Consider the following 12,946-nt stretch of genomic DNA (forward strand, 5'->3'; position numbering starts at 1 on the left):
GGAGGTTAGGAAAAATGAATTTTATAAAACGTGCAATTCTCAATATGAAAAAAAGAATAGGAACATCATTAATTTTGATGGCGGTCTTTCTGATTGTTACAAACTTAGTGCTGGCAGGATTCGCAATCCAAAATGCATCAAAAAAAGCTGCTGATTCAGCAAGAAAAAAACTAGGTGCAGATGTTACTTTAGGTCTTGACTTTGATAAATTAGGAAAACAAGCAAGGGAAACTGGAGAAGCGCCTAATCCGCCGCAGCTCAATACAAAAGAAACAGATCAATTGGCGAAGTCCAAATATGTAAAAGACTATAATTATATAACCCACAATTTCGGAATTGCGGATGGATTTAAATTAGTAGGGGCTTTAGAAGGAGAAGATGAAGGAAAAGGAAAAGGTAGCGTTGCAATGGTTGGAGGATCAGGTTCAGGTTCAGAAATAGATATGAATTCTTCTCTTATGATAGAAGGCGTTCGCAAGACTTTATTACAAGAAAGTTTTAAAAATGGAAAAAGTAAAATCATTGATGGGAAACCAATTACAGAAAAGATGCAAAATCAGAATGTAACTTTAATGGAAAAACGATTAGCGGAACAAAACAATTTGAAAGTAGGAGATAAGGTTAAAATTCAATCAGGGGATAAGAAGGAAACTCTTGAACTTGAAATTATTGGTATTTATGAAACGAATGAGCAACCAATGGGTCAAAATCCCCCTCCTATGATGAATCCAGCTAATAAACTATATATGCCTCACTCTACTTTAAAAAAATTAGAAACAGATGAAGGTATGAGTAGCATTCAGGTCGTGTACTTATTGAACGATCCACAGTACATTGGTGCATTTAAAAAAGAAGCAAAAAAATCTGATATTGATTTTAATTATTTTAAGTTAGATGCACATGATTCATTGTACAAGCAAATGATTGGTCCTATAGAAAATATTGCTTCTACGTCTCAAATGATTATCTATATGGTATCTATTGCAGGTGCAATTATTTTAGGGTTAATCATTATGTTATCGATTAAAGCACGTCGTAAGGAAATGGGGATTTTATTATCTATTGGAGAGAAAAAATGGAAACTGATGGCGCAGTTCGTAGTAGAAGTAGCATGTATTGCTATTTTAGCATTTGGATTATCCCTAACAACAGGAGCTAAAGTTTCTCAATTCGTAGGGGATAACTTACTTTCGAGTGAAATTGCTACAGCAAGCGAAGAAAAAGACAATTCACAAAATGGTAGTGTAATGATGGTTGGGGCTGGTGGTACTCCACAAAACCAAAATGAAGATCCAATTGATAAAATTGATGTAAGTGTAACAGGAGAGGATTTAGGGAAAATGGGGGGAATTGGACTGACTATTGCTATATTAGCAACGCTTCTTCCGGCATTATCTATTCTACGCTTAAATCCAAAACAAATTCTTTTAAAAGATGAATAAGGAGGCTCGATATGGAGACAATTTTACAATTTAAAAACTTAGATTATTATTATGAAAGTAACGGAAAAAAAGTAACGATACTAGATAATGTGAATTTTTCTTTTCAAAAAGGGCATTTCTACACGATTTTAGGTCCATCTGGATCTGGTAAAACTACAACTCTTAGCTTAGGTTGTGGGCTGGATATACCTAAAAATGGTTATGTACTGTATAACGGCAAGGATATTAGAAAAATTGGCTTGGATCGATACCGTAATCAACATGTATCTGTAATTTTCCAATCTTATAATTTGATTACCTATATGACCGCTCTTCAGAATGTATTAACGGCAATGGAAATTACAGGTGTGAAGGTACAAAATAAAAAAGCAAGAGCATTAGAATTATTAGAGAAGGTAGGACTCACAGAAGTAGAAGCGAAACGAAATGTCTTGCAATTAAGTGGCGGGCAACAACAACGTGTAGCAATTGCTCGAGCGCTATCTTGTAATGTCGATTTACTAATCGCTGATGAACCAACAGGAAACCTTGATGGAGAAACAGCGAAAGAGATTATTGAGCTATTTCAGGAGCTCGCCCATCAAGAGAATAAATGTGTAATCGTTGTTACGCATTCACAAGAAGTTGCAAAAATATCAGACAGAGCAGTTTATTTAAGTAAAAAGAAGTTAGTAGTAAACGAAATTAATAATAGTTAAGAAAAAAGCTACTATTGTCCTTAATTCACATAATTTTCAAAAATAAAATTCGTGGATGTTAATATTTGTTATATAATGTATTTGTCAAAGCATTAGCCCTGTAGTTTCTGTGATGAATCTGTAAGATAGTTTGTTTGTCACATATATTCATTTGAAACTAAAAAGAACTTGTAGAGATTTCTACAGGTTCTTTTTGTTTTAAGGGTTATATGTGGATTTAAAATATAATTACAATTTTTTGAGGGGGAAAAGTAAATGTTTGTAAAAGCAGAAAGATTATTAATACGAAAATTTGAGTTCAAAGATTGGCAGGCTGTCCATGAGTATACATCAGATATCAATGTTATGAAATACATACCTGAAGGGGTTTTTACTGAAGAAGATACAAGGAACTTTGTGAATGAAAACATTGGTAAAAACGCTAAGAACTTTCCTGTGGTATTAATAGATGAAGATATTCTGATTGGTCATATAGTTTTTCATAAATATTTTGGTGAGCATACTTATGAGATTGGTTGGGTGTTCAATCCAAAATATTTCAATAAAGGATATGCTTCTGAAGCAGCACAAGCTACATTGAAATATGGCTTTAAGGAAATGAAATTACATAGGATTATCGCTACATGTCAGCCACAAAATATCCCATCGTATCGAGTGATGGAGAAGATTGGAATGAGAAGAGAAGGCTATTTTAGGAAATGTATACCACATGGGAATGAATGGTGGGATGAATATTATTACGCTATTTTAGAAGAAGAATAGGGAATTGTTTCGAATATAGAAGAGCTTGAACTGGGTATTTGAGACTATTCGTGCCAGATATCATTGGCTTTCATGTGGTGTTCTCAGGATGGTTGATTGTGACTTTAAAGTTATATTTTTTTCGATTTCTTTGTTTTATACAGAAAGTTTATATTCTTAATGAGCTTACAACGAAAGCAAAAGAAAAAATAGATATGAAATAATTAGTTACTTGTGATGGTGAATTCTCTTAAATAGAGGATTCGTCGTTTTTTTATTTACGATGAGAAATGCATGTTAGTATCGATATTGTGGTGAATTGAACTGTCTGACTGGTTGATACGGCGAACGTATTAATCATCGACTTGTATAAGTACCTATACATACCAGGTTAACGAAATTTTGTTCATTTGTTTTCACTTGAGTGCATCTCGGGAAAGAAGAAATTGTGCAAAAGAAGTGTTAGAAAGCGGTAGCGTTACTGACAGAATTAAACTCTTGAGACTCCCACGACTAAAGTCGCAAGCCCTAATTCTTACGGAGTTACAGGTGGGATTCTTGAATGACTAAGCGTTCGCAGTCCATTTCTGTTTTGAACAGCCTTCAAGATGAGGGCATGTCATTGCCCCTCCTAAACCAGACCATATAGATACTTAGGCTGATTGACTTTTACCATCAATCACAGTTGCGTAGCGAATATTCATCGCCCCAACGATATCACGGTGTGTCTTAAAACCACATGGACACTTGTATTTTCTATCTCGCGCCTTGTTCTTTTCAGCACATTTTGGACAACTTTGACTTGTATAAGCTGGATTTATATATTCAACCTGAATACCAGCTAACATTGCTTTATACTCAATAAATCGTGACAAACGATAGAATGACCAAGTGTGTAGATTTTTTTCGTTTTTACGGCTTGTTCTTGCCGTCTGTCTTATATTCGTTAGTTGTTCTAATCGAATGACAGAAATATGATTATCAATCGCAAAATCAATGATTTCCCGACTTATTTTATGATCTTTATCTTGCATCCATCTTTTTTCTTTATCATCCAACCGCCGGATGGCATTCACCTTTTTGCCTACCATTCCCAAAGAAACGAACCTTGTCATCTTCTGTAATCGCTACCGCAGGGACTTTGAGACCTAAGTCTACTCCTAAAATCTTCGTCCCTATTTTTTCATTTGTAGGAAGCGTGATAGATATTTGGGCGATCCACTTATTCGATTTCCTTGTGATACGAAGTGTACCTAACTTATGTTTTAACAAGTCCAAATTACGATTGTTTTTATCGATTAATAAAGCGCGGACCTTTAAACGGGTAGACTTTCCATTTATCTTAAACGGGATTGAAATATGAGTGGTGTCAAATGAATAATTTTGATTGTTCCATACACAAACAGGTCTCTTTAAAATTGGAGTGATTTTATATTTGCTTTTCTTTACTTTTGTAGCAAACAAACTTTTCGCGTCTTTGATTGCTTGATTCTTCACTGCACTTGGGATATTCGCTTCAATATCTTTTGTGCTTTTTTCGTACTTTTCTTTGCTTCAACCATTTCTGATACAAGTGTATTTATAACTTTGATATATTCGTGACTACTTTGTTCCAATAAACGGATTTGTTCTTTTGTTGGAATCAATTTTACTTTCACTGTTAGGGTCTGTGACATACGTTTCATCCCCTTTTTTTGATTTTCAACAACGTTCATTTGATACATTTCTTGCAATAGAAACAAAATAAGGACGTGCCCATAAGATTTGATGAGATGAGGAGATTTTTCTCTCAAACACTTTGAAATATTCTTCTATAATCATTTATTCTAGTTACAATATATCATTTACTTTCGAAAAATCATAACACAAAGACCCCAATAAACCACCTGTATTTTGGATACTTAAAGTACCACGAACCTTGAGGTTTTTATTAGTACTCCGTATCCAACTTCACTTTCATCCCATGCCTAAAGGCGATAGGCTTTCTCGTTCGGAAAATACTGTAAGATATCTCGTAATAGATAACATAATAGAGAATTAAATTGTTAAATATTTTAATATATTGTTATAATATTACGAAGGAAATAAGGTAATATAAGGTAAATACGCTAATGTTATTGTATAAATATAGCGCAAACAGGGAGAATGGACATGAAAAGATATCTAGTATTAGGATTATTGTTGTCAAGTTTATTAGTGGGGTGTGCTCAGGAGAACGCCTCTGCCAAGAAAGAAACGCCTAAGAGTGAGCAGGAAGTGAAGAAGGACGCGCAAGCCGATAAGAAGGTAGATGAAACAAAGCGTGATGAATTAAAGGATGCGGAAAAGTTGGATGATAATGTGCCAAGGGATAACGAAAACAAAGCGATTGATACGGAAAAAAATGAGGATAAAGTTGATATTGTGCAGTATCAGCTTCCATTAGATGAAAGTAGTTCTACAATGCCTGTCGATTACTTTGAAGCACTTGAACATGGTATGCCATATGAAGAAGTAGCTAAGGCATTACACCGTAATGCGACAAGTGCATTTAAAACGAAGAAGTTTGATACTGAATTAATTGAATATATTTATGAGGCACCAGAAGCGGTGATACAAGTTCAATTTAAGGACGGTAAGTTATTTGGTGCGGATTATGTTGGCCAAGATAAGGAAATGTATTCAGTTATTCCTTTCGGATGGGATGTTAAAAATAATCGTTGGGCTGATGAGAAAAACGTAAGCGTGCAATCTAATGAGAGTAAGTCAAATAATCACAAGTCTCAAATGAACGAAGGCAAGAATGTTGAAGCCAATGATAAGCCCGAAGAAGTTACTACCAACCATAAACCTAATAATAACGAAGGTGAACAACAACGTAAGGAAGTAGAAGAATTTAAGCCGAGTGATGCAGACATGGAACGCATTAAACGACAAGAGGACCGCTGGAATACGCCATCAGGTGGTGTTGGTGCTACATGGCAACAAGAAATGGAAGAAATGAAAAAACAGAAATAAAATAATGTATATACCTATTATACGGATTAAATGAATTTAAAGCGGGAAATTTATTTGATTTACTAATACTTAATAAGAGTGGAAGATTATCACAAGGTAAAGTAATTATTGCTTTAAAATACTTTGTGATAATTTATAACAAAGTCTGATTATTGATAGAAATATTTGATAAAAACCCCTATTAACATAAAAATTAATAGGGGTTTTTATCGATCTTATTTTCAAAAAATGCTCTTTAGACTTTCCTATAAATCAAATTTTATTTTTAACTAATACTACGGTTTAGAAATCATAATAGTTAATCTATTTCTAAATTTAATTGGCTACAATTAAATTTCTTGTCTTATCGATATGATTAAGTAACATACTATACTCTTCTTCATACATAGCTAAACGTTGCGAAAGAGAGTGATTCTCTGCTTCTAAATATTCAATTTGATTTTGTAAAGTTGTCAATTCATCCATTTCTTTATAATTTTGTAGAAATGAAATAATGTCATCTAAGGTAATAGATAAAGAGTTTGTTTCTTTTTTTTGTTGGGAGGGAGAAATGTTATTTTCCACTTTTTGATTTTGTTTTGCCTGTTGTATTTCTTCTTCGTATTGTTTTCGCAGGTAAGAGTTCCAACGAAATCCGCAAGCAGCAGGAGTTCTGGCCAATGGTTTAGCCGCTTCTTTAAATGCAGCTAATTGTGTTCCGCCGTTACGAATATTTTGAAGCACTATTGTTGCAAGAAGTAAATCGTTATCGTTAGTCCAGGAATCTTGTCTTGAAATTACCACGATTCCATCCCCCTTATATGCTTTTTATTATATATATGCAATTACTTAAAATGATAGAAGCTCAACCTCTCTTAAAAAAATTAGAAGTAAATTGATAGAAGGATATACTATTAATAATGCAAAAATGCATAAAAAATAAGGTTGACTATTTATCATAGCTGTAACTATAATAGTTACATCTATGCGACTGAATTAATAGATTTGATGACATGAATTCGTTGTATTAGTGATGTATAAGCAATTATTAAAAAATGAATGGAGTTGAAAATATAAGCCTACATATAAGACGCTTGTATAAGAAAAGAAGTTAGGTAATATACATTTTTTTATAATTATATATAAATTAAAAGAGGTGCACATTTTGAAAATTTTTAAAGGAATTCTAGTTTCTTCAATTGCGTTAACAGCATTTAATGGGGTAGGTGGTATACTTCCAAGCGAAAAATCAGAAGTTGCCTACGCTGCTACTTACAATTATTCAAATAAGCAATTGAATTCTACTGTACATAAGCAAGTTACTAAACAATTAATTTTAAAATTTAAAAATGAAGTAAATTTACCATATCAGGATGGGGTAGAAAAATTCATTAAAGAAGAAAAACAAGACCCTGAATTAATTAAAATTTTAGCCGAATACCCAAATATAACTATAAATCGACTTTTTAGTTCTTTAAACCCTACAGAAATTAAAAATTTAGGTGAAGAAATAAAAGACTCCGATCATATTTCTTCTAATTTGCTAAATTATTACACTGTAGAAATCCAAGGTGATATTGATGTACAAGCATTACTTGTAAAATTTGAGAAATCATCTCTTATTGAAACGGCATATTTACAGGAAGAAGAAGCGCCACCAGAAGAGCGTTTACCGGATTTATCTGTTAATCCATATGATGAGCCTAGACTTGCAAGGCAAGGTTACCTTGAACCAGCACCATTAGGAATCAATGCGCCTTATGCCTGGAGTATCAAAGGGGGAGATGGAAAAGGAACAACTTTTGTAGATATGGAGTATGGCTGGTTATTTAGTCATGAAGATTTAGTGAATCAGAATATCGAATTGATATCCGGCCAGAATAAGAGTGAACACCATGATCATGGTACCTCAGTCTTAGGAATCGTTTCTGCAGAAGATAATAACATCGGTGGAATTGGAATCGCACCAAAAGCTAAAGTAAAGGTTGTATCTCAAATTAGGGATAACGGAAGGTATAATACAGCTGATGCTATATTAAGTGCAGTTAACAATATGCAAGCTGGAGATATCCTTTTATTAGAAGCCCAAGCAACTTATGATGGATATGGAGATAAGAACTATCTTCCTGTAGAAGTAAAACCAGACATATTTGATGCAATTCGTATAGGAGCAAATAAGGGAATTATAATCATTGAAGCAGGTGCAAACGGCGGAAATGATTTGGATCAATTTAGAGACCGTAATGGTAAACAAGTTTTAAATCGTAATAGTCCTGATTTTAAAGATTCAGGGGCAATTATGGTTGGGGCAGCTTCTGCAAGGGTCCCTCATAAACGTTCATATTTCTCTAATTACGGTAGTAGAGTGGATGTTTATGGTTGGGGAAATGCAGTAGATACAACAGATGCAAAACCAAGTGAATTTATGACAAATCTATATACATCTAGCTTTAGCGGAACGTCTAGTGCATCACCTATTATTGCTGGTGCTGCTGCATCAATTCAAGGGATTGCGAAAAATAATCAGGGAAAAGTATATACACCAAGCCAGCTTAGGGATATTTTAAGTGATTCTAGTACTGGAACGAAATCTAATGATCCAACTTCTGATAAAATTGGTGTTTTACCTGATTTAAAAGCGATTTTATCTAAACTTGGTTTTTCACCAAACTTAAGTAATGATTCTTCCATTGTATTTCCTGAGGAACAAGAAATAAATAATGGAAATAAGGGAAATGAAGGATCTACTATTACATTCCCAAAAGAGGATTCAGCTAATAGTGAAGGGAACTCTAGCTTCATTTTCCCAGAATAATTGTAGATGTATTTTTTATTTAGTATGAAAGACTTTTATATAAATAGTTGTTTATAATACTAGTCAGATAGGCTCTTATGTGTAATAGCATAAGAGCCTATCTGTTGTACTTTTAATCATATGAGGTGGAAAGTACTTCTGGGTATATTTTTAGTGTAGTGAAGTGTCTTATATCAACATTTAAATAATATTCAGTGTAGCCTCATTATAAATTTAGGACTGCATAAACGTTTAATTTTTTAACTAATTTGTAGTTTTCACTATTTGAAATAGGTAATCCATTGTTATAGAAATTGCTGTATAGAGTGATGGAAACGAATGTGTTTAAATAATTAGATAGAAGGAGGGGCTTATGTTAAGGATTACTTAAAGATAAGCCCTTTCTTTTTTATTATTTCATGGCATTCATCCCAAAATTCTAAACGATGTGGAAGTAGGGGTAGTTCAAGATAGTTTGTATTTAATTTATGACAACTTTAATAAATTAATTTTTACTGTCGTATGAAATAGGATAAATTATTATAAGTTATGGTTATTACTTAGCATTTTGTTTTACTTGATCTTTTAATTCATTAAGGGTCTTACCGCTAATATTGTCAGTAATAGTTTCATGTATTTCATTTTTTAATACAATTGTTTTACCTGCAATTTCTGCCTTGGAAGACATTTTACTTTCATTAATAGTTTCTATGTTTGTTTGAAGGTCAGCTTTGTTATTTTCATCAAAAGTAATTGCAAATGGTTCAATTGCTCCGTAGTAGTTTCCAAATAATTGATCTTTCTTCAAAAACATCATATATTTTTTATTAACTTTAGGCTCGATATATAAAGGATCCTTATTTTGAACCTCTTTAGTAGTTACCTTAGTAGCCTGTTTTGTAACTGTGCCATCTGGTGCAACAACTGCATTAGAATCTTCAAGCTTAACTGTTTCAGCAAAACGATGATTGATTTTTATTTGTTTATTTTCATTCACACCTTTAATTGTTTCGGAAATATTGAAATTATATAGATGTCCTTCAACATAATTTTCTTTGTCCTCTTCCGATGGATTATTTGGATTACGTGCCATATTCCACTTAGAGTCAAGACCTCCATATTCACCAATTACAACTAGATCGGCTTCATTAATCATTTGATTTAAATCACTTGTAGCAGGGAAATCTTTACTGAGAATGACAGTTTCAGCATTCTTATCTTCGCCAGCAATATTGGAGAAGTGACTATTATATGCTGAATATCCTCCGAAACCAATCACTGCAGCTAAAGGAATTGCAATTACTATAGTTTTTGCTTTTTTACTTAACATTAAGAAATCATCTCCTTTTTCTGTTAATAGATTGCATTCACACCATTTTTATCGTCAGTTTGAGGGACATGCATAGTAGTACGATTACGATTGCTGTTCATAATTGAAGTGCCACTGTTGTGACCTATTCCTATTGCATGACCAAACTCATGTACGCCTGTGCTTTTAGCAACATTAGATTTTGTAATATTTGTATTCCCTGCATTAATATCACCAGCGAATTTCGTTACTTTTTTAGTGGATGTATTATAAGTTGTGTTCATTCTTCCGTAATAAGTAGAGGAACTTTCAAACCAAGAGTTTAATTTGTTCACAGAAGAAGAAGAGACTGTAAAGTTAATACGAGAAGCAGTGTACCAGGCTGAATCTGCAGCTTGCCAACCGGATTTAATGATACTGGAGCCATCGTCTAATCTGTCTCCCCACTTATATGTCGCTGATTTTGAAGGTAGCTTCCATCCTTCTTTTACATAAGCTTCTGAAACTCCAACGCTGGAAAAGACAAGCACACTACCTAATAAAAATGCAGTAATCCCTTTTCTAAAATTCATATTATCCCTCCAAAGATTATTTTTAACAAGAGAATTATAGCATCATTATCTTGTTTTGAATTAATATTTTTTAAAAATTCGGAATATTTATATTGAGAAAATGGTATAAAATATCTTTTAAGGAGACGTTATTATAATGTATAAACATAAAGTAATAAAATGGAGTCTATTTTTATTAATATTTACTTTTTTAATTATTATTGGTAAAACAATTTGGTCAAATACAGACATAGCAGAAGTGTCTAATGTTTCATCGAATTCTGAAACTATAGTATTAAGTAAGACATTCAAAACTACAAATCATTTAAGTGAAATGGTAGAAGAAGCAGATGTAATTGTACTAGGTAAATATGACGGTTTACACTCTAAATGGAATATGGCAAACAATTCATCATATGAGATTCAAGATGAAGATGTCGAAGGCCATCTGTTTAATTTTCATGTTAAAGAAATTTTAAAAGGGGACTCTGTAGAGAATAAAATTTTAATAAATCATAGATACTCAGAAAGCCTCGTATTAGAGGAAAGTAATGAAGTTATTGATGACAATGGAATAATTCTGAAAGGTGCTACGAAAGTGTTTACAAAAAAAGTAAAAAATAAAGATCCATTGTATATAAAACCTAAATCTGGTGACACATATATAGTTTTTTTAAAAGAGAATAGTAAACTTGGACATTTTTATCCAGCTTTAGAACCTTTTATGATTCAGTTTGATTTAAAGGATATTGCGCAACTAAAAAGCAATTTAATAGATTGGGATAAAAATAAATATAAATATAAATTTGAGGTAAAGGTTAAAGAGAAAACTTTTTATATTGAAAATGAAATAGATTCAACCATCAAAGATAATATTAGTGGAAAAAAATTAAAGGATATTAAGGATTTTGTGAAGAGTTCTTCAAAAATGAAATAACATTTTCACAGGCTATAAATCTAACCTGCATTAAAGGATAGAATTTGCGTAGATTTAAAATAATAAATTGCATTTTATATGCAGAATATGAATTAATAAGATGTCTTATTTGTTCTGTAAAATAATGATGGTGTATATTATTTTTTCATACTCCACTAGCCATAATAGCTTCTTTCATTGAAGAAGAAAGGAAAGAAGCAAGTGACATAAACATAACATCTATATCATTTTTTTCGATTCCTTCTTTAATAAGAGATTCCAGGCTACAAGTTGATAGAAAAGCCTATATTACGAAAATGTAATGTTAATGGATTTTGGTAGTAAGAAGATTAGGATATAATTTTTGTGAGAAGAAATATGAGGTGAATAATATGAAACGAATAATGCTCATGTTTAGTGTTTTTTTGATGTTTACTGTGTTTTTATCATTTTAGCCAAGAAGACTCCTTCCTCAAGGAACGCGAAGTGAGTAGTTGGGAGATGAATTAGCTTTGAACAAGGGATGGCAGGAAGCCATCTTAATTGTTCGACATACATAAACTGTTACTTTACTACCTATCGAATGTACGTTTGTTGTATGATAGACACATATCGAAATGGGGGTGAAACGAATGATGATCAATAAAGCATATAAATTTCGTATCTATCCAAATAAAGCACAAGCGACCCTAATCAATAAAACGATTGGCTGTTCTCGCTTTGTATTCAATCATTTCCTATCCTTATGGGATCACGCATACAAAGAGACTGGAAAAGGCTTGATCTATGGTACATGCTCTGCCAAACTTCCTGCCATGAAGAAAGAGTTTGTTTGGCTAAAAGAAGTGGATAGTATTGCGATTCAGTCGTCTGTTCGCAACCTTGCGGATGCTTATACACGCTTTTTCAAAAAACAAAACAGTGCCCCGCGTTTCAAATCTAAGAAAAACAACGTACAATCTTATACCACAAAACAAACAAATGAAAACATTGCCGTTGTAGGAAACAAAATCAAATTGCCAAAACTAGGTCTTGTTCGATTTGCCAAGAGTCGCGAAGTAAAGGGACGTATTTTAAATGCTACGGTTAGAAGGAACCCTTCTGGCAGATACTTTGTGTCCTTGTTAGTTGAAACAGAAGTACAAGAACTTCCGAAAACACAATCTTCTATTGGAATGGATGTAGGACTAAAAAATTTCGCCATTTTGTCAGATGGAACAATCTATAAAAATCCGAAGTTTTTTCGATCATTAGAAGAGAAGTTGGTGAAAGCACAACGTGTTCTTTCTAGAAGAACAAAAGGATCTTCTGGCTGGAATAAACAGCAAGTAAAAGTAGCTAGAATTCATGAATACATGGCAAATGCTAGAAAAGATTACTTGGACAAAATCTCAACTGAAATCATCAAAAACCACGATGTTATCGGTATAGAGGATTTGCAAGTATCGAATATGTTAAAGAATCATAAGTTAGCAAAAGCAATTAGTGAGGTATCATGGTCACAGTTTCGAATCATGTT

Annotated in this window: 10 protein-coding genes and 2 pseudogenes; 7 read left to right on the plus strand and 5 right to left on the minus strand. The window is 32.9% G+C overall.

Annotated elements, in window-relative coordinates; all coding sequences use genetic code 11:
* The first annotated feature begins 14 nt into the window (after window positions 1-14).
* The 3 genes from G9F74_RS26765 (at window position 15) to G9F74_RS26775 (ending at window position 2,902) form a co-directional block, all read left to right on the plus strand.
* On the plus strand, window positions 15-1,442 hold the full coding sequence (locus tag G9F74_RS26765) for an ABC transporter permease (protein ID WP_165406333.1): 1,428 nt from the start codon (window positions 15-17) through the stop codon (window positions 1,440-1,442).
* Window positions 1,443-1,453: 11 nt separating this feature from the next.
* Entirely contained in the window at window positions 1,454-2,140 is a 687-nt protein-coding gene (locus G9F74_RS26770; protein WP_000447838.1) for an ABC transporter ATP-binding protein, read from the plus strand.
* A gap of 255 nt (window positions 2,141-2,395) precedes the next feature.
* Entirely contained in the window at window positions 2,396-2,902 is a 507-nt protein-coding gene (locus G9F74_RS26775; protein ID WP_000497660.1) for a GNAT family N-acetyltransferase, read from the plus strand.
* Window positions 2,903-3,534: 632 nt separating this feature from the next.
* Here G9F74_RS26775 and G9F74_RS26780 read toward each other — a convergent pair.
* Window positions 3,535-4,557, minus strand: a pseudogene (locus tag G9F74_RS26780) (RNA-guided endonuclease InsQ/TnpB family protein).
* A gap of 475 nt (window positions 4,558-5,032) precedes the next feature.
* Between G9F74_RS26780 and G9F74_RS26785 the strand changes: the two are divergent.
* A complete protein-coding gene (locus G9F74_RS26785; RefSeq protein ID WP_165406334.1) occupies window positions 5,033-5,878 on the plus strand; it encodes a hypothetical protein in 846 nt (281 codons plus the stop codon).
* Between the two features lie 315 nt (window positions 5,879-6,193).
* Here the strand turns inward: G9F74_RS26785 and G9F74_RS26790 are convergent, their stop codons facing one another.
* Complete coding sequence (locus G9F74_RS26790; RefSeq protein ID WP_016107592.1) at window positions 6,194-6,661, minus strand: RsfA family transcriptional regulator; 468 nt, start codon at window positions 6,659-6,661, stop codon at window positions 6,194-6,196.
* Window positions 6,662-7,022: 361 nt separating this feature from the next.
* Here G9F74_RS26790 and G9F74_RS26795 point away from each other — a divergent pair, with 361 nt between their 5' ends.
* Window positions 7,023-8,672, plus strand: a complete 1,650-nt coding sequence (locus G9F74_RS26795) for a S8 family peptidase (RefSeq protein ID WP_016107593.1) — start codon at window positions 7,023-7,025, stop codon at window positions 8,670-8,672.
* A 535-nt stretch (window positions 8,673-9,207) separates the two neighbouring features.
* Here the strand turns inward: G9F74_RS26795 and G9F74_RS26800 are convergent.
* A complete protein-coding gene (locus G9F74_RS26800; RefSeq protein WP_016107594.1) occupies window positions 9,208-9,981 on the minus strand; it encodes a hypothetical protein in 774 nt (257 codons plus the stop codon).
* Window positions 9,982-10,004: 23 nt separating this feature from the next.
* Complete coding sequence (locus G9F74_RS26805; protein ID WP_001011320.1) at window positions 10,005-10,532, minus strand: matrixin family metalloprotease; 528 nt, start codon at window positions 10,530-10,532, stop codon at window positions 10,005-10,007.
* 136 nt (window positions 10,533-10,668) lie between these two features.
* Here G9F74_RS26805 and G9F74_RS26810 point away from each other — a divergent pair, with 136 nt between their 5' ends.
* Window positions 10,669-11,448 (plus strand): hypothetical protein, encoded by a 780-nt coding sequence (locus tag G9F74_RS26810; RefSeq protein ID WP_016107595.1) that lies wholly within the window; start codon window positions 10,669-10,671, stop codon window positions 11,446-11,448.
* An 82-nt stretch (window positions 11,449-11,530) separates the two neighbouring features.
* Here the strand turns inward: G9F74_RS26810 and G9F74_RS30615 are convergent.
* Window positions 11,531-11,710 (minus strand): annotated as a pseudogene (locus G9F74_RS30615) (TetR/AcrR family transcriptional regulator); the annotation flags it as partial.
* 349 nt (window positions 11,711-12,059) lie between these two features.
* On the opposite strand from G9F74_RS30615, the gene tnpB reads away from it, so the two are divergent.
* Window positions 12,060-12,946: IS200/IS605 family element RNA-guided endonuclease TnpB (gene tnpB, locus G9F74_RS26815; protein ID WP_165406335.1), on the plus strand; the 887-nt coding region annotated here is incomplete at its 3' end.

This window comes from Bacillus sp. EKM202B, from assembly GCF_011066025.1.
Taxonomy (GTDB): Bacteria; Bacillota; Bacilli; order Bacillales; family Bacillaceae_G; genus Bacillus_A; species Bacillus_A toyonensis.